Raw genomic sequence first — 16,716 nt, 5'->3', positions numbered from 1 at the left:
GGGGGCGCGAGTGCGCGCCCCTTAAGCTGTGAGCAGGGGTGGACACCATAGGATCCGCCCGCTCCGGACCCCGAGGCTTTCGAAAGGCCCCCACGCAATGCCCGCGCGCCGCACTCCGCTGACCTCAGCCGCCTTCGCCCTGCTCGCCGTGGGGGCACTCGCCGGATGCGGAGGGCACGGGGCCGGCACCGCCGCCGACGGCAAGCCCCCGACCGCGGCCGCCAACGTCTCGCCGGACGGCGGCCACGCGCCGGCGGACCGGCTGCCCGGCGTCGGCCCGCGCACCGCGGCCCGCATCCCGGCCGACGCGCAGCAGGTCGTGCTGGTCACCGGCGAGGACGAGCACTCCCCGCACTCCACGGTGGTCCTCTACCAGCGCACCGCCGACGGCTGGCGGGCCGGCGCGTCCTGGCCCGCGCACAACGCGCTGAACGGCTGGACCACCGACCACCACGAGGGCGACCTGCACTCCCCCGAGGGGGTGTACACCCTCACCGACGCGGGCGGACTGCTCGCCAACCCGGGCACCAAGCTGCCCTACACCCACTCCTACGGGTTCACCGCGACCGGCGCCGGCTTCGAGGGCGAGCCGCTGGCGGGCGCGTTCAACTACGTCATCGCCATCAACTACAACCACGTCCCCGGCACGTCCCCGCTGAGCACCGAGCGGCCGATGGGCGCCTCGCGCGGCGGTGGCATCTGGATCCACGTCGACCACGGCGGGCCCACCCACGGTTGCGTGAGCCTGACGCAGGATCATATGAAGGAACTGCTGCGGGCGCTGGACCCGGCACGCCACCCGGTGATCGTGATGGGCGCCGCGAGCTGGCTGGCCCGGTAGACGGCGGTCGGCGCTTGGCGGACGGACCGTGACGGACCCGTCCCGGCCGGCGGAACGGAACGGGGGGCGCCCGGCGGGACCTGGTGGGCGCGCGGCTACACTCGCGCCGCCCGTTCCCTCGCGTCCCGGAAGGCCTCATGACCGAGCAGCCCGCCGCCCCGTCCGCCCCCCGCATGGTCGCCGTCGCCGACGGCGTGCACGCGTACATCCAGCCGGACGGCGGCTGGTACCTCAACAACGCCGTGCTGATCGACGGTCCCGAGGCGGCGATATCGATCGACAGCGCCGCCACCGAGGCTCGTACCGCCGCGTACCAGGCCGAGATCGCCCGGATCACCGACCGGCCGGTGCGCACCGTGGTCGCCACCCACCACCACGGCGACCACACCCACGGCAACCACCTGTTCGCCGGTGCCACGATCGTCTCGCACCCCTACTGCCGGGACCGGGTGCTGCGCGAGGACTACCACGCCGTGCTGCCGATGTTCGCCGGACCCGAGTGGGGCGACATCCGGGCCGCGGGTCCCGCGGTCACCTTCGCCGAGCGGCTCCAGCTGTGGAGCGGCGAGCGCCGGGTCGAGCTGCGCCACCCGGGCCGGGCCGCGCACACCCACGGGGACGTGTACGCGTGGCTGCCCGACGACCGCGTCCTCATCAGTGGTGATCTGATCTTCAACGGCGGCACCCCGATGCTCGCCGAGGGCTCGCCGACCGGGCTGCTGCGCACCCTGGAGGAGATCGACGAGCTGGCGCCGCGTCTGATCGTGCCCGGTCACGGCGAGCCCTGCGGCCTGGAGGCGGTCGAGGCGACCACCGACTACCTGCGCTGGATCCTCGACGTGGCGCGCGACGCCCACGCGGAGGGCCTCTCGCCGCTCGACGCCGCGCGCTCCATCGACGCGAGTCGGTTCGCGGGGCTGCGCGAGCCGGAGCGCCTGGTGATGAACCTGCACGCCTGCTACGCGGAGTTCGAGGGCACGACGGTCGACATGGGGCAGCTGGCCGCGGACACCTTCGCGATCGTCGGGGGCCCGATCCCGAGCTGCGCCTGAGCCCTGAGGGGGATGCCGGGGCGGCGGCCGGTCGGCGCGGCGTTACGCCTTTCGGCACCCGATCCGGTGCGCGGCCGCGCGTCGCCGTGTGCGGGGCCCCGTGTCGTGTGTTTCGCTGAGAGAGCCCGTACCTACTGTCCTATCTTTCGACAAGGTGGCTGGTTCTTCGTGTCAGGTCGCGCTCGTGCCAGGAATCTGCGTCTGGCCGCCCTTCCGCTCGGTGTCGCTCTGGCGGTGGCGGGCTGTGGCAGCTCCTCCTCGCCCTCGTCCCACCCGTCCGGCGCCGCGAGCGTCCCGCACACCTCCGGCACCCCGGCTCCCGGTACCACGAGCGGGGCGCCGTCCGGCACGCGTTCGACGACCGCCGCCGCGAGCACCTCGTCCGGGTCGCCCAGCCACTCAGCGCAGGCCTCGGCCTGCGTCAACGATGTCTACGCGGCGATGTCGGACAAACAGCGGGTGGGCCAGCTGTTCATGGCCCCGGTGACCGCGACCGGCATGACCACGGCCGAGCAGAACGCGATCAGCGACAACGACGCGGGCTCGGCGATCCTCACCGGGCGTTCGTCGGCGGGCGTGCAGTCGACCAAGTCGCTCACCGGGCGCATCCAGGCGGCGGCGCCCACGGTCGGCGGGAAGAGGGTCGGGCTGCTGGTCTCCGCCGACCAGGAGGGCGGCCAGGTGCAGGTGCTCAACGGGCCCGGGTTCTCGGTGATCCCGTCGGCCATGGCGCAGGGCGGGTGGCCCAGCTCCAAGCTCCAGACCAGCGCCGGGACCTGGGGCTCGCAACTGCGCTCCGCGGGCGTCGACCTGGACCTGGCGCCGGTGGTCGACGTGGTGCCGCCGCGCCTGCAGAACAGCAACGCGCCCATCGGCAAGCTGATGCGCAACTACGGCAGCGACGCCTCCACCGTGGCCCGGCAGAGCAGCGCGTTCGTGCGCGGCATGGAGCAGTCCGGGGTGCTCACCACCCTCAAGCACTTCCCCAGCCTCGGCCAGGCCAGCGGCAACACCGACGTGACCGCGGGCGTCACCGACACCGCCACCCAGCGCACCGGCGACTACCTGACCACGTACGAGAGCGGCATCAAGGCGGGCGCGCAGTTCATCATGGCGGCGCTCGCGGTCTACCAGCGCATCGACCCGACCCAGCAGGGCGCGTTCTCGCCGACCGTGCTGACCGGGATGATCCGCGACGAGCTGAAGTTCAACGGCGTCATCATCTCCGACGACCTCGGAAACGCGGCGCAGGTGCGAGCGGTGCCGACCGGGGACCGCGCGGTGCGTTTCATCGCCGCGGGCGGCAACCTCGTGCTGACCGTGAACCCGGCGACGGTCACGCCGATGACGAGCGCGGTGCTGAGCCGGATGGGGAGCGACGCGACGTTCCGCTCGCAGGTCGAGCAGAGCGTCAAGCGGGTGCTGACGGCGAAGGAGCAGGCGGGCGCGCTCAGCTGCTCGTGAGCGGCGCGCGGGTGGGCCTGCCGCCCCGGCCGCCGAGGCCCTGTGCGCGGTCGCGGACCGGGACGGCGACGTCGTAATGGTCGGCACCGGCGCGGGTCGCCGCCTCGCCGCGCGCGTCCTGCACGGCACGGCACGGCGCGCGCTGCCGGCTTTGGCACACTGCCCGGTCGTCACGGTGCCCGCGCTCCGCGTTGCGCGCCCTGCGGCACGCGGACCCCTCCGACTTCCGGCACGGCACCGGCCGGGCCGCGTGAAGCCCGCCGCCCCCGGGTGCGCGGCCCTACCGTTGACGGATGGACGAGACGACCGAACACGCCGTGCGGTACACCGATCCGGACGCGATGCTCGCGGTGGCGCTGCGGGAGGCGCGGGCCGGGCTGGCCGAGGGCGGCATCCCGATCGGAGCCGCCCTGTTCGGCCCCGGCGGGCGGCTGCTGGGCAGCGGGCGCAACCGCAGGGTGCAGGACGACGACCCGGCCACCCATGCCGAGACCGCCGCGTTCCGGGCGGCCGGGCGGATGCGGCGTTACGGGGACACCACGATGGTCACCACGCTCTCGCCGTGCTGGTACTGCTCCGGTCTGGTACGGCAGTTCGGCATCGGTCACGTGGTGGTCGGGGAGGCGGTCACCTTCCACGGCGGCCACGACTGGCTGGCCGGGCTCGGCGTGCGGGTGACGGTGCTGGACGACGCGGAGTGCGTGGCGATGATGCGGGAGTTCGTCGCGGCGCGTCCCGACCTGTGGTTCGAGGACATCGGGGAGTGAGGGGATGAACGGGCCCGGGCGGCTTGACCGCCCGGGCCCCGGAACGCCTGTCGGCGGATCACATATTGATCATGTGCCCGGCGAGCCCGTGGATCGCCTCCTTGACCGCCTCGCCCAGCGTCGGGTGGGCGTGCACGTTGCGCGCCACCTCGTGGACGGTCAGGTCCCACTGCTGGGCCAGCGTCAACTCCGGCAGCAGTTCGGTGACTTCGGGCCCGATCAGGTGGGCGCCGAGCAGCTCGCCGTACCTGCCGTCGCTGAGGATCTTCACGAACCCGGCCGGGTCGCCGAGACCGTGCGCCTTGCCGTTGGCGGTGAACGGGAACTTCTGCACCCGGACGTCGAAGCCGCGTTCGCGCGCCTGCGCCTCGGTCCAGCCGAAGCTGGCGATCTGCGGCTGGCAGTAGGTGGCGCGCGGGACCATCACGTAGTCCAGTTCCATCGTCTCCGCGTCCGCGATGGTCTCGGCGGCGATGACGCCCATGGACTCGGCGGCGTGCGCCAGCATCAGCTTGGCGGTGACGTCACCGATGGCGTAGATGTGCGGCACGTTGGTGCGGCAGCGGCCGTCCACGTCGATGGCGCCGCGCTCGGTCAGCCGCACGCCGGTGTTCTCCAGGCCGTAGCCGGTGACCCGGGGCTGGAAGCCGATCGCCTGGAGCACCTTGTCGGCCTCCAGCGTCTGGCGCTGGCCGCCGGTGGAGACGTGGACCTTGACCTGGTCGCCGGAGTCGTCGATGGCCTCGACGCGGGTGGAGGTCAGGACGTTGATGCCGAGCTTGCGGTAGCGCTTGGCGAGTTCGGCGGAGACCTCCTCGTCCTCCAGCGGCACCACGCGGTCCAGGAACTCCACCAGCGTGACCTGGACGCCGTAGTTGTGCAGCACGTACGCGAACTCGACACCGATCGCGCCGGCGCCCGCGATGACGATGCTGCGCGGCAGCGTGTCGCTGAGGATCTGCTCCTCGTAGGTGACCACGCGCTCGCTGAGCGAGGTGCCGGGCAGCAGCTTGGTGGTGGCGCCGGCCGCGATGACGCAGTGGCCGAAGGTGAGGGTCTCGGTGGTGCCGTCGGCGGTGGTCACCGAGAGGGTGTGGTCGTCCGTGAAGGTGCCCCGGCCGGTGTATTCGGTGATCTTGTTCTTCTTCATCAGGTAGTGCACGCCCTTGACCCGGCCGTCCGCCACCCTGCGGCTGCGCGCGAACGCCTCGCCGTAGTCGAAGCTCACCTGGCCCTCGACCCGGATGCCGAAGGTCTTCGCCTCCCGGGTGAACAGATGGGCCAGCTCCGCGTTGCGCAGCAGGGCCTTCGAGGGGATGCACCCCACGTTCAGGCACACACCGCCCCAGTACCGCTCCTCGACCACGGCCACGGAGAGCCCCAGCTGGGCGCTGCGCACCGCGGCGGTGTACCCGCCGGGGCCTGCGCCAAGGACGACGACGTCGAAGTGTCCACTCATGCGTGCCACGATAGGGCGGCGGCGGGCCCCGCGCAGGGTCCGGCCAGTGCCTCACTGGTCACACACCGGCCGCCGTCGCCGGAGTGCGGGGCCGCCGTGGGTGCGGGACGATGCGGCCATGCGTGAGATCCTCGCCGGACTGAGCCGTTGGTACGCGGCCGGGGAGCCGTTCGGCCTAGCCACCGTGGTCGCGGTGAGCCGCAGCGCGCCGCGCGGGCCGGGCGCGGCGATGGCGGTCGGGCCGGACGACGAGGTGCTGGGCAGCGTCTCCGGAGGCTGCGTCGAGGGTGCCGTCCTCGAGCTGGCCAAGGAGGTCGTGGCGGACGGCACGGCGCGGTCCGCCACGTTCGGCTACAGCGACGACGACGCGTTCGCGGCCGGGCTCACCTGCGGCGGCGAGATCACCGTGCTGGCGCGTCCGGTCACCCATGCGACCGATCCGGGCTTGGCCGAGGTCGCCGAGTCGGTGCGGGACGGCGGGCCGGTGGCGCTGGCCACGGTGACCGAGGGCCCGGCGCCGACCGGAGCGACACTGGCCGTCTGGCCCGACGCCACCTCAGGAACCCTGGGCAGTAAGGGACTCGACATCGCCGTCACCGCTGACGCGCGCGGCGAGCTGGCCGGCGGCGCGACCGGGCTGCGGCACTACGGCCCGCACGGCGAGCGCCGCGAGGACGCCGTGGCCGTCTTCGTCCAGTCCTTCGCACCGCCACCCAGGATGCTGGTGTTCGGGGCGATCGACTACGCGGCGGCGGTGGCCGCGATCGGACAGTTCCTCGGCTACCGGGTCACCGTCTGCGACGCCCGGACGCCCTTCGCCACCGCGAGCCGCTTCCCGCCGGGCGTCGAGGTGGTGGCCGACTGGCCGCACCGCTTCCTGCGCGGCACCGAGGTCGACCCGGCCACGGTGATCTGCGTGCTGACCCACGACCCGAAGTTCGACGTGCCGCTGCTTCAGGTGGCGCTGCGCACCGAGGCCGGGTACGTGGGCGTGATGGGCAGCAGGCGCACCCACGAGGAGCGGACCGCGTTGCTGCGCGAGGCCGGGCTCAGTGACGCCGAAATCGCCCGGCTGCGCTCCCCCATCGGCCTCGACCTGGGCGGCAGGACCCCGCAGGAGGTGGCGGTGTCCATCGCCGCGGAGATCGTCTCGACCCGCTGGGGCGGCAGCGGTGCCCCCCTCAGCCGGGTTCCGGGCGCGGTCCACCCACCGCACGAACGCCGGCCGTGACGCGCCCGGCCTGTCCCTCCCCGGCTACCAGATCTCCGGACGCCGTCCCGCCCACGGCCGCGCGGCCTCCAGCTGGGCGGACAGCGACAGCAGCGTCGCCTCGTCCCCGTACCGGCCGCCGAACATCACGCCGATCGGCAGGCCGTCGGCCGTCCAGTGCAACGGCACGCTGACCGCGGGCTGACCGGTGGCGTTGTAGAGCGGGGTGTACGGCGTGAAGCGGGCGATCGCCTCGAACTCCGCCGCCGGGTCGGAGTCGTCGCGCAGTCCGCCGACGAGGGCCGGCGGCTGGGCGAGCGTCGGCGTGAGGATCACGTCGTACGTGCTCAGCAGCGCGTCGGCGACGAGCTGGCCCAGCGCGCGGAACGTGTAGAGGGCGGAGGCGAAGCCGGGCCCCGAGACCTTGGCTCCGCCCGCGCGCAGGTACCGGGTGACCGGCATCAGCGCTTCCTCCTGCTCCGGCGCGACCGGGTGGACGGTGGACATCACCTCCCACACGGCGGTGAAGGCGTTCCTGATGCCGTCGTCCACCGGAAGCTGGAGCTCCTCGACCTGGTGTCCCAACTCCCGCAGCAGCCCTGCCGCGTCGTCGTATGCGGCACGGCAGTCCGGGTGCAGCGGCGCCCCGGGCACCGGCGGGTCGGGCAGGCCGACCACCCGGAGCGTCCCCGGTTCGCGGGCGGCGTACGAGGCGAAGGTCTCGCCGGGCGGCAGGGACGGGGCCGCGTAGGGGGCGCCCGGCACGGGAGCGGCCAGCACGTCGAGCAGCGCGGCGGCGTCGGCCACCGTGCGGGCGATCGGGCCCGAGGTGCTCAGGCCGCTGACGTCGTGCTGCACCGGGCCCGAACTGACCCGCCCGCGGCTGGGCTTGAGGCCGAACAGGCCGCAGACGGAGGCCGGGATGCGGATGGATCCGCCGCCATCGCTGCCGTGGGCGAGCGGGGCGAGGCCGGAGGCGACCGCCGCGCCCGCCCCGCCGCTGGAGCCGCCCGCCGAGCGCTCCAGGTCCCACGGGGTGCGGGCGGGCGGGGCGAGGCGGTTCTCGGTGTAGCAGGGCAGGCCGAACTCGGGGGTGTTGGTCTTGCCGAGCATGACGGTGCCCGCCTGCCGCAGCAGGGTCACCACGTGGTCGTCCACGTCCGGCACGTGGTCGGCGTACGCGGCGGAGCCGAGCGTGCAGCGCACCCCGGCGACGAGGTTGAGGTCCTTGACCGGCACCGGAACGCCGTGCAGCGGCGGCAGTTCGCGTCCTTCGCGGCGGGCGGCGAGCGCCTCGGCCTCGGCGTCGGCCGCCTGCTTGCGGGCGACCTCGGGCGTGACGGTGATGAAGGCGCCGACGGTCTCGCCCAGCCGCTCGATGCGGTCGAGGTAGTGATCGGTGAGTTCCACCGGCGAGAGGGTTCCGGTCCTGATCGCCTCCGCCTGCTCGCGTGCGGTCAGATCGTGCGGTTCAGCCATGGTCGTCCTCGTCGTCCACTGGGTCGCCCGCGGGTCGGGATGAGCGCGATCCTCGCACTACTCGGCGGTAGGCCACCAGCCCCGGCACGCCGTCGGCCGCCCCGTGGAGCGCGGGGGCGGCGGTTTCGGTGGCTGGAAGTTTCCTTCGGCGTCACGCGTCGTCGCACGTCGCCGTAGCGTTCGCGTACCGCCGAAGGAGTAGACCAACGGCGGCGGTCCGATCCCCTTCCCCGCATCCGGGTACGGACGTACGGTCACCGCGCCCGCCATGTCATGAACATCGCGCACTTTGGAGCACTGCCGGGAAGGGGCCCTCCATGGACGCACCTCGCACGTCCTCCCTGCGCCGTCGTACCCTGCTCGCCGCGGCCGGTGCGGCCGTGGCCACCGCCTCGGCGGCGACCGGGGCACAGCGCGCCGCCGCCGCACCGCTCCACCACCCGCACCGACCGCCGCACCGCCAACCGGAATTGACGAGCCGTCAACTCGCTGGTCAGCGAGTGGTCTACTCCTACCCCGGGCTGACCCCGCCCGCCGCGCTGCTGGACGCCATCCGTGCCGGGGAGGTCGCCGGCGTCATCTTCTTCGGCGAGAACATCTCCTCCGACGCCCAGATCACCTCCGTCATCGGCCAGTTGAACCAGGCGAACGTCTCCGGTCCGGTCAGGCTTCCGCTGCTGCTGATGACGGACCAGGAGGGCGGCGAGGTGCGGCGGCTGCCGGGCGCGCCGGCGCAGTCGGAGAAGCAGATCGGCGAGGCCGGTGACCCGGCGGGCGCGGCGTCCACCGCGGGCACCCAGGCCGGCCAGAACCTCGCGGGTGTCGGGATGAACGTCAACCTGGCGCCGGTGCTCGACGTCTACCGCACGGCCGGGAACTTCATCGACGAGTACCAGCGCTCGTACAGCATGGACCCGGCCGTCGTCTCCTCCTGCGGGCACGCGTTCATCGAGGCCCAGCAGAAGACCGGGGTCGCGGCGACCGCCAAGCACTTCCCCGGCCTCGGGGCGGCCACCACGTCGCAGAACACCGACGAGGGTCCGGTCACCCTCACCCAGGGCCTGTCCGAACTGCGGTCGGTGGACGAGGCGCCGTACACGGCGGCGGTGTGCGCGGGGGTGAGGCTGGTGATGTGCTCCTGGGCCGTCTACCCGGCGCTGGACGCCGGCCGTCCGGCGGGCCTGTCGTCCGTGGTGGTCCAGCGGGAGCTGCGGCAGCGCCTGGGCTTCACCGGCGTCACCATCACCGACGCGCTGGAGGCGGGCGCCATCGACCCGTCGTACGACACCGGGACCCGGGCCGTCCTGGCGGCGACCGCGGGGATGGACCTGCTGCTGTGCTCGGCCCGCGACGCCTCGCAGGGCGCCGACGCGGTGACCGCGCTCGCATCGGCCCTGGGATCGGGGCAGTTGCCGACCGCCGCCTTCGACGCGGCCGTCGAGCGGGTCACGGCGCTGCGCGAATGGGTGGGCTGACGGGCGGGCGTGGTTCCGTGGACCCGGCGCGGCAGGGCGTGCCGGGTCCACGGGAGGTTCACGGTGGTTCGCGGGTGGTTCAGTCGACGGTGGTCGTGGTGAGGGCGGGGCTTGAGGGGGCGTAGCAGGCGGTGGGGACGTTGACCTTGAAGAAGCTGACGCTGACACTCGCGTTGAAGGTCAGGCCGGGGTCGGAGTAGCCGCTGCCCGCTATGGCGGTCGTGACGCTGCCGCCCGAGGCGCCCGCGGTCAGGTCGAGGGTGAGGGTCGGCAGGGTGAAGGTGGCGCCGCCGGAGACCGGGCCGGGCACGCTCACCACGAGGTTCTTGCCCCGCACGGCGACGGATGCACCGGAGCCCGCGCCGGAGCCGCCGGACAGCGACTCGCCGGTGAGGGTGGCGCCGGAGGGCACCGGGATCGACAGTTTGATGCCGCTGATGTTGGAGACGCTGTAGCCGCTGACCGAGGTCGGTACGGTGAGCGCGTCGGGGGCGAGGGTGATCGTGAAGGCGCTGCCCGAGGCCACGCCGGCGGGCGCGGTGCCGTTGACGCCCGCGTCGAGGCTGAAGGTCTGGGCGCCGCCGATCGGCGGGGTGGCCTGGCAGGAGAGGCTGACGGGGGTGTCGGCGGCGAGCGCGGGGCCCGCGGCGAGGCCGGCCGCCGCGAGTGCGGCGACGCCGACGAGGGAGAACCGGGCAAGAACGGCTTGGGGTCGCATGCTTGCTCCTCGTGTCCCGTGGGGGTGTGCCGCGCCGGGGAGCGCGACAGGACGACCACAGGATGCGGCGCTTTACCGGAGGTAACAAGAGGCGTGCGAAGTCTTCGTCCCGGCGGTGCGGACGGCAGTCCGGATGCCGCCCGCCCGCCTCCTCCTGACCATCCGTCAGGTCCCGGGGACCGCCAGTTCGTCCGCCACGGGCCCGGCCTGCGGCGCGGCGGCCGCCTCCTTGTGACGGCGGGTCAGGTAGATCCCGGCGCCGACCCCCACGATGACGGCGACGAAGACCACCGCGCCCCACTGGAAGTACCAGTGGTCGTCGCCGTAGACCGCGGTGCGCGGCCAGGCGAGGTTGACGGTCATCGCGGCGCCGTACAGCACGGCGAAGACGTTCACCGGCAGACCCCAGCGGCCGAGGTTGAAGTACGGGCCGTGGCCGGGGCGCGGCCACTCGCCGCGCAGCCTGCGCAGCAGCATGGGCGCGGTCACCATCAGGTAGGGGATGTAGAACAGGATGATGGCGACCGAGGTCAGGATGTAGAACACGCGCTGGTTGCCCATGTTGACCAGCAGCAGCGCGACGGTCAGCACACCGGTGAGCACCGCGGGCACGACGGGTGTCTTCGACCGCGGTGACACCCGCGCGATCGACGCGCCGAACGGCAGCCGCCCGTCGCGCGCCATCGCGAACAGCAGTCGGATCGCCGCGGTCTGCACCGCCAGGCAACACACCGTGATGGCGATCGCCGAGCACATCAGGAAGACGTTGCCGAGCCCGTTGCCGAGGGTCGACTTGACCAGGTAGGGCATGCCGAGGGTGCCCAGCTGCCTGGCGTTGATGTCGCCCACGGCCATCATGCCGACGAGCATCAGCGCTCCGCCGGCGAGGAACGCGGCGGTCAGCGCGCGCAGGATCGCGCGCGGTGCGTGCCGGCGCGGTTCCCTGGTCTCCTCGGCGAGCGATCCGGCGGTGTCGAAGCCGTAGAAGACGTAGGCGCTCATGATGGACGCCACCAGGAAGGCGCCGAGGTATCCCATCGACTGCCCGGAGCCCGCGCCGGCGGTGTGCGTCACCACCTGGGGGCCGCGCCGGATGTGGATCGCCAGCATGACGATCAGCAGGGTGACGCCGATCAACTCCACGGCCACACCGATGTTGTTGATCTTCGCCATCAGGCGGACGCCGATGATGTTGACCAGCGTGGTGAACACCACGAGACCGAGGGCGAGCAGGATGGCGTTCTTGGCTCCGTTCGGCGTCGAGGTCAATCCCGCGTCCGCCGAGCCGCCGACGATCTGGAAGGCGAGCGAGACCTGCGGAAGGATGACCTGGTACGCGACGGCCACGGCCGCCGCGGTCACCACCGCGCCGATGGTCATGATCCAGCCCGCCATCCACGACGTGGCCGGGCGGGCGATGTGCTTGGACCACTGGTAGACGCCGCCGGCCAGCGGGAACTGCCCGGCCACCTCGGCGAAGCACAGCGCCACCGCGCCCTGCCCGATGAAGACCAGCGGCCAGGACCAGATGAACGCCGGTCCCCCGGACGCGAATCCGAAGCCGAAGAGCTGGAAGACGCCGGTCATGATGGAGATGTAGCTGAATCCGGCGGCGAAGCTGGAGAAGGAGCCGAGCGAGCGCTCCAGTTCCTGGCGGTACCCGAACCGGGCCAGGTCGTCGCTGTCGCCGCCCGGCGGACCCTGGGTCCGCGGTGACGAAGGCGTGGCCGGTCTCGGGTTGGCGGGATTCGCGGGTTGGCTCATGCGTCGCTCCATGACGGAAGGGGTCACCTACGGGATGGCGCGCGTCGGCCGGGGACGACCGCGACGTCCGGGTCCGTACCGCTTCCTCCTCCGTTGCGCATGGCGGAACGATTCCCTGTCGCGCAACCGAATCCGACCAGCATGGGCATCCCCCTTCAGGACGTCAAGGGTCCGTCCGGGAATCCCCCGGCGCGCGCGCCGCCCGGCTGCTACCCAGCACGCGAGGGCCGAACCTGGGAATCCGCTGAGGTTCGTCCAGGGCGGGCAGGACGCGGGTCCGGCCCACCCGGGGGTGCGCGCACACGACCGGTTCCCGTGTCTTGACGCGCCTCGGGGCGGCCCCCACACTGGCCCGAGTTGCGGATCCTGCACTTCGTTTCACTATACGCACCGAGGTGTCATGATGATTCCCGTGTGCCGGCTCGCGGATCTGCCGCGAGGCGAGGCCGCCAGGCTGGAGACCGACCCCCCTGTCGCGGTGTTCCACACCGAGGACGGCGAGTTGTTCGCCATCGACGACTCCTGCACCCATCAGGACGCGGCGCTGTCCGACGGCTGGGTGGAGGGACGCGAGGTCGAATGCCCGCTGCACTCCTCGAAGTTCGACCTCGGCACCGGTGCCGTCGACGCGCCGCCCGCCCGGCTGCCGGTCCGCACCCACCAGGTGGTGGTCGAGGGGGAGACGGTGTACGTGGTGCTGTCCGACGCGCCGCCGAACCTGCCGCCGTGCGGGCTGCGGCGACGCGTGCTCGGGGAGGCGACGTGAACGCGGGGCGCGCCGCGACGCGAACCGCGCTTCCCCGGAGCCTGGTCGCGACGCTGCCGGGCGGCCACTACACCTCGCCCGAGGTCTTCGCCGCGGAACAGCGCGCCATCTTCGAGGCGATGTGGTTCTGCGCGGTGCGGGCGACGGACCTGGCCGTGCCGGGGGCGTACCGCACGGTCACCGTGGGCCGCGAGTCGGTGCTGCTGGTCCGGGGCCGCGACGGCCGGGCGCGCGCGTTCCTCAACGTGTGCCGGCACCGCGGCGCCCGGTTGTGCGCCGAGGAGTCGGGCGAGGTCAGGCGGGCGTTCCAGTGTCCGTACCACGCCTGGACCTACGACCTCACCGGCAGGCTGACCGCCGCGCCCAACCTGACGCGGATGCCGGACGTCGACCGGACCGCGTTCGGGCTCGCGGGCGTCGCGGTGCGCGAGTGGCTGGGGTATGTGTGGGTCTGCCTGGCCGACGAGCCGCCCTCGTTCGAGGAGCAGGTGGTCGGCGAGGTGGTGACACGGCTCGGGGACGCGGCCTCGATCGAGCGGTACGCGGTCGAGGGCCTCGCGGTGGGCAGGCGCATCACCTACGACGTGCGGGCCAACTGGAAGCTCGTGGTCGAGAACTTCATGGAGTGCTACCACTGCGCCACCATCCACCCCGAACTCACCGAGGTGCTACCGGAGTTCGCGGACGGGTACGCCGCGCAGTACTACGTGGGGCACGGCGCCGAGTTCGGCGAGGGGGTCGAGGGCTTCACGGTGGACGGCTCCGCGGGCCTGGAGCGCATTCCCACGGTGGCACCGGACCAGGACCGCCGCTACTACGCCATCACCATCAGGCCGCAGGTCTTCGTCAACCTGGTGCCGGACCACGTCATCGTGCACCGGATGTTCCCGCTCGCACCGGATCGCACGGTGGTCGAGTGCGACTGGCTCTACCTGCCCGAGGTGGTCGCCGAGGGCCGTGACCTGCGCCGTTCGGTGGAGTTGTTCGACCGCGTCAACCGGCAGGACTTCGCCGCCTGCGAGCGCTGCCAGCCGGGGATGTCGTCACGGCTGTACGAGGCGGGCGGTGTGCTGGTGCCCAGCGAACACCACATCGGCGACTTCCACACGTGGGTGCGCGGCCGGCTGGGCGGCGAGGCATGAGGGCGGCGGGCGGTTCAGTCCAGCCAGCCGAGCCGATGGCTGATCTCCCGCGCCCCCTCCAGCAGGACCGGGGCGAGCTGACGCATCCGCTCCTCGGAGAAGCGGTAGCCGGGGCCGGAGGCGCTGAGGGCGGCGACCACCGCGCCGTCCCGGGCCCGCACGGGCGCGGCCATCGCGTTCAGCCCTACCTCGAACTCCTCGTGGGTGGTGGAGTACCCGCGCTCCCGGACGCCGGCCAGGTCCTTGTCCAGCTTGCCCCGCGAGGTGACGGTGGCGGGGGTGAAGCGTTCGAGACCGGCCTCGGACAGCAGCCGGGCGCGCTCCTCGTCGGGCAGTTGCGCGAGCAGCACCTTGCCACTGGAGGTGGCGTGCAGCGGCGTGAGCTGGCCGACCCAGTTGTGCGCGGTGACCGCGCCGGGGCCGCGCACCTGGTAGAGGTTGACGGCGTACGTCCCCTCCAGCACCGCGACGTTGACGGTCTCGCCGAGGTCCTCCGCGAGGCGCTCGCAGACCGGGCGGCTGACCTGCGTGATGTCGATGCGGTCGGTGACCGCTCCCGCGAGGCGCACGATGCCGAACCCCAGGCGGTACTTGCCACGTTCCCCCGCCTGCTCGACCAGGTCGCGGGCCTCCAGGGCGGCCAGCAGCCGGAACGCGGTGGACTTGTGCACGTCGATCTGCGCGGCCACCTCGCTCACCCCGGCCTCGCCGCGCTGGGCGAGGATCTCCAGGACGCTGACGGCGCGGTCCACGGACTGGACTCCGGCGGTGCCCTGCCCGTCGGACCCGGCGGCTCCGGTGCGGTTGGTCATGGCGCAACTATACGCGCGCGCAGGATGTTTGTTGCGTTCAGCGCAACCTGATGCGCATCACGCTACACGAGGGAGACGAGAGGGCACATGACGCTCCAGACGGCCTACGACTTCGTCATCGTCGGCGGCGGCTCGGCCGGCAGCGCGCTGGCGAACCGGCTCTCCGCGGACCCGGGCAACCGTGTCCTGGTCCTGGAGGCGGGCCGCTCCGACTACCCGTGGGACGTCTTCATCCACATGCCCGCGGCGCTCACCTTTCCCATCGGCAGCCGCTTCTACGACTGGGGGTACGAGTCGGAGCCCGAGCCGCACATGGGCGGGCGGCGCATCCACCACGCGCGAGGCAAGGTGCTGGGCGGCTCCAGCAGCATCAACGGGATGATCTTCCAGCGCGGCAATCCCATGGACTACGAGCGCTGGGCGGCCGACCCGGGCATGAAGGCGTGGGACTACGCGCACTGCCTGCCGTACTTCAAGCGCATGGAGAGCTGTCTGGCCGCCGACCGGGACGACCCCCTCCGCGGCCGGTCGGGGCCGCTGGTGCTGGAGCGCGGGCCCGCCACCAACCCGCTCTTCCCCGCGTTCCTGCACGCGGTCCAGCAGGCGGGGTACCCGCTCACCGACGACGTCAACGGCTACCGCCAGGAGGGCTTCGCCGCCTTCGACCGCAACGTGCACCGCGGCCGCAGGCTCTCGGCCGCCCGCGCCTACCTGCACCCGGTGATGAACAGGCCCAACCTCCAGGTACGCACCCGGGCGCTGGTGACCCGGGTGGTGTTCGAGGGGAAGCGGGCCACCGGTGTGGAGTTCCGGCAGGGGCGCGGCCCGGTGCGGCGGGTGCGCGCCGGCGAGGTGATCCTGTGCGGCGGCGCGATCAACTCCCCGCAGCTGCTCCAGCTTTCGGGGGTGGGCAACGCGGCCCACCTGAGCGCGCTGGGCATCGAGGTGGTCCGCGACCTGCCGGGCGTCGGCGCCAACCTCCAGGACCACCTGGAGGTGTACGTGCAGCACGCCTGCAAGCAGCCGGTCTCCGTGCAGCCGTACCTGAAGTGGCGGTACCGGCCGTGGGTGGGCTTCCAGTGGCTCTTCCTGCGCAGCGGCCCGGGCGCCACCAACCACTTCGAGGCGGGCGGCTTCGCCCGCAGCAACGACGATGTCGCCTACCCCAACCTGATGTTCCACTTCCTGCCGATCGCCGTGCGCTACGACGGCTCCGCCCCGGCCGGGGGCCACGGCTACCAGGTGCACATCGGGCCGATGTACTCCGACGCGCGCGGCAGCGTGCGGATCAAGAGCCGCGACCCGCGGGTCAAACCCGCGCTGCGCTTCAACTACCTGTCCACCGACCAGGACCGGCGGGAGTGGGTGGAGGCCGTCCGCACCGCCCGCCACATCCTGGGACAGCCCGCGCTCGACCCGTACAACGGCGGCGAGATCTCGCCGGGGCCGGGCGTGGAGAGCGACGCGGAGATCCTGGACTGGGTGCGCAGGGAGGGGGAGACCGCGCTGCACCCCTCGTGCACCTGCCGGATGGGCACCGACGACATGGCGGTCGTGGACCCGGACACCCTGCGGGTGCACGGCCTCGACGGCCTGCGCGTGGTCGACGCCTCGGTCATGCCGTACATCACCAACGGCAACATCTACGCGCCGGTGATGATGATCGCCGAGAAGACCGCCGACCTCATCCTGGGCGCCGAGCCGCTGCCTCCGGTTCAGGAGCCGTACTACCGCCGCCCGGACGCCACCGCATCGGAGTCCTCCTGA

The 16,716-nt window shown here is 72.7% G+C and carries 14 protein-coding genes; 9 read left to right on the top strand and 5 right to left on the bottom strand.

Annotated elements, in window-relative coordinates; all coding sequences use genetic code 11:
* Positions 1 to 97 precede the first annotated feature (97 nt).
* The 4 genes from CK485_RS23000 (at position 98) to CK485_RS22985 (ending at position 4,124) form a co-directional block, all read left to right on the top strand.
* Positions 98 to 841 carry a L,D-transpeptidase family protein gene (locus CK485_RS23000; RefSeq protein ID WP_109453760.1) on the top strand — a complete coding sequence of 248 codons (744 nt, stop codon included), beginning with the start codon at positions 98 to 100 and terminating at the stop codon, positions 839 to 841.
* 137 nt (positions 842 to 978) lie between these two features.
* Entirely contained in the window at positions 979 to 1,893 is a 915-nt protein-coding gene (locus CK485_RS22995; protein ID WP_109453759.1) for an MBL fold metallo-hydrolase, read from the top strand.
* Between the two features lie 168 nt (positions 1,894 to 2,061).
* Positions 2,062 to 3,357, top strand: coding sequence for a glycoside hydrolase family 3 N-terminal domain-containing protein (locus tag CK485_RS22990; RefSeq protein ID WP_241968544.1), 1,296 nt, complete (start codon positions 2,062 to 2,064; stop codon positions 3,355 to 3,357).
* 293 nt (positions 3,358 to 3,650) lie between these two features.
* Positions 3,651 to 4,124, top strand: a complete 474-nt coding sequence (locus CK485_RS22985; RefSeq protein ID WP_109453757.1) for a nucleoside deaminase — start codon at positions 3,651 to 3,653, stop codon at positions 4,122 to 4,124.
* 58 nt (positions 4,125 to 4,182) lie between these two features.
* On the opposite strand, the gene lpdA is transcribed toward CK485_RS22985, so the two are convergent.
* Positions 4,183 to 5,583, bottom strand: coding sequence for a dihydrolipoyl dehydrogenase (gene lpdA, locus CK485_RS22980; protein ID WP_109453756.1), 1,401 nt, complete (start codon positions 5,581 to 5,583; stop codon positions 4,183 to 4,185).
* Positions 5,584 to 5,701: 118 nt separating this feature from the next.
* Between lpdA and CK485_RS22975 the strand changes: the two genes are divergently transcribed.
* Positions 5,702 to 6,814: an XdhC family protein gene (locus CK485_RS22975; protein WP_109453755.1), complete on the top strand. Its 1,113-nt coding sequence runs from the start codon at positions 5,702 to 5,704 to the stop codon at positions 6,812 to 6,814.
* Positions 6,815 to 6,838: 24 nt separating this feature from the next.
* Here the strand turns inward: CK485_RS22975 and CK485_RS22970 are convergent, their stop codons facing one another.
* Positions 6,839 to 8,272 (bottom strand): amidase, encoded by a 1,434-nt coding sequence (locus CK485_RS22970; RefSeq protein WP_109453754.1) that lies wholly within the window; start codon positions 8,270 to 8,272, stop codon positions 6,839 to 6,841.
* 317 nt (positions 8,273 to 8,589) lie between these two features.
* On the opposite strand from CK485_RS22970, the gene CK485_RS22965 reads away from it, so the two are divergent.
* Complete coding sequence (locus tag CK485_RS22965; RefSeq protein WP_109453753.1) at positions 8,590 to 9,747, top strand: glycoside hydrolase family 3 N-terminal domain-containing protein; 1,158 nt, start codon at positions 8,590 to 8,592, stop codon at positions 9,745 to 9,747.
* 79 nt (positions 9,748 to 9,826) lie between these two features.
* Here CK485_RS22965 and CK485_RS22960 read toward each other — a convergent pair whose 3' ends face one another.
* Complete coding sequence (locus CK485_RS22960; protein ID WP_109453752.1) at positions 9,827 to 10,465, bottom strand: cyclodehydratase; 639 nt, start codon at positions 10,463 to 10,465, stop codon at positions 9,827 to 9,829.
* A 165-nt stretch (positions 10,466 to 10,630) separates the two neighbouring features.
* Positions 10,631 to 12,229, bottom strand: coding sequence for an amino acid permease (locus tag CK485_RS22955; RefSeq protein WP_109453751.1), 1,599 nt, complete (start codon positions 12,227 to 12,229; stop codon positions 10,631 to 10,633).
* Positions 12,230 to 12,629: 400 nt separating this feature from the next.
* On the opposite strand from CK485_RS22955, the gene CK485_RS22950 reads away from it, so the two are divergent.
* Positions 12,630 to 12,995, top strand: coding sequence for a bifunctional 3-phenylpropionate/cinnamic acid dioxygenase ferredoxin subunit (locus CK485_RS22950; protein ID WP_109453750.1), 366 nt, complete (start codon positions 12,630 to 12,632; stop codon positions 12,993 to 12,995).
* Positions 12,992 to 14,137, top strand: coding sequence for an aromatic ring-hydroxylating dioxygenase subunit alpha (locus CK485_RS22945; RefSeq protein ID WP_109453749.1), 1,146 nt, complete (start codon positions 12,992 to 12,994; stop codon positions 14,135 to 14,137). The genes CK485_RS22950 and CK485_RS22945 overlap by 4 nt, the downstream gene beginning before the upstream one ends.
* 14 nt (positions 14,138 to 14,151) lie before the next feature.
* Here CK485_RS22945 and CK485_RS22940 read toward each other — a convergent pair whose 3' ends face one another.
* Positions 14,152 to 14,949: an IclR family transcriptional regulator gene (locus CK485_RS22940; protein WP_109453748.1), complete on the bottom strand. Its 798-nt coding sequence runs from the start codon at positions 14,947 to 14,949 to the stop codon at positions 14,152 to 14,154.
* An 87-nt stretch (positions 14,950 to 15,036) separates the two neighbouring features.
* On the opposite strand from CK485_RS22940, the gene betA reads away from it, so the two are divergent.
* Positions 15,037 to 16,716, top strand: coding sequence for a choline dehydrogenase (gene betA / locus CK485_RS22935; protein WP_109453747.1), 1,680 nt, complete (start codon positions 15,037 to 15,039; stop codon positions 16,714 to 16,716).

Source organism: Streptomyces sp. ICBB 8177, assembly GCF_003144095.1.
In the GTDB taxonomy this organism is placed as follows: Bacteria; Actinomycetota; Actinomycetes; order Streptomycetales; family Streptomycetaceae; genus Streptantibioticus_D.
Note: the sequence above shows the minus strand (reverse complement) of the source record. Positions and strands in the feature narration are given on the sequence as shown.

What these genes read in the sequence shown, in the direction of transcription:
- CK485_RS22985 (WP_109453757.1), top strand. Translation starts at nt 3,651, where the DNA reads ATGGACGAGACGACCGAACACGCCGTGCGGTACACCGATCCGGACGCG.
- betA (WP_109453747.1), top strand. Translation starts at nt 15,037, where the DNA reads ATGACGCTCCAGACGGCCTACGACTTCGTCATCGTCGGCGGCGGCTCG.
- CK485_RS22955 (WP_109453751.1), bottom strand. Translation starts at nt 12,229, where the DNA reads ATGAGCCAACCCGCGAATCCCGCCAACCCGAGACCGGCCACGCCTTCG.
- lpdA (WP_109453756.1), bottom strand. Translation starts at nt 5,583, where the DNA reads ATGAGTGGACACTTCGACGTCGTCGTCCTTGGCGCAGGCCCCGGCGGG.
- CK485_RS22940 (WP_109453748.1), bottom strand. Translation starts at nt 14,949, where the DNA reads ATGACCAACCGCACCGGAGCCGCCGGGTCCGACGGGCAGGGCACCGCC.
- CK485_RS22960 (WP_109453752.1), bottom strand. Translation starts at nt 10,465, where the DNA reads ATGCGACCCCAAGCCGTTCTTGCCCGGTTCTCCCTCGTCGGCGTCGCC.
- CK485_RS23000 (WP_109453760.1), top strand. Translation starts at nt 98, where the DNA reads ATGCCCGCGCGCCGCACTCCGCTGACCTCAGCCGCCTTCGCCCTGCTC.
- CK485_RS22975 (WP_109453755.1), top strand. Translation starts at nt 5,702, where the DNA reads ATGCGTGAGATCCTCGCCGGACTGAGCCGTTGGTACGCGGCCGGGGAG.
- CK485_RS22995 (WP_109453759.1), top strand. Translation starts at nt 979, where the DNA reads ATGACCGAGCAGCCCGCCGCCCCGTCCGCCCCCCGCATGGTCGCCGTC.
- CK485_RS22950 (WP_109453750.1), top strand. Translation starts at nt 12,630, where the DNA reads ATGATGATTCCCGTGTGCCGGCTCGCGGATCTGCCGCGAGGCGAGGCC.
- CK485_RS22970 (WP_109453754.1), bottom strand. Translation starts at nt 8,272, where the DNA reads ATGGCTGAACCGCACGATCTGACCGCACGCGAGCAGGCGGAGGCGATC.
- CK485_RS22965 (WP_109453753.1), top strand. Translation starts at nt 8,590, where the DNA reads ATGGACGCACCTCGCACGTCCTCCCTGCGCCGTCGTACCCTGCTCGCC.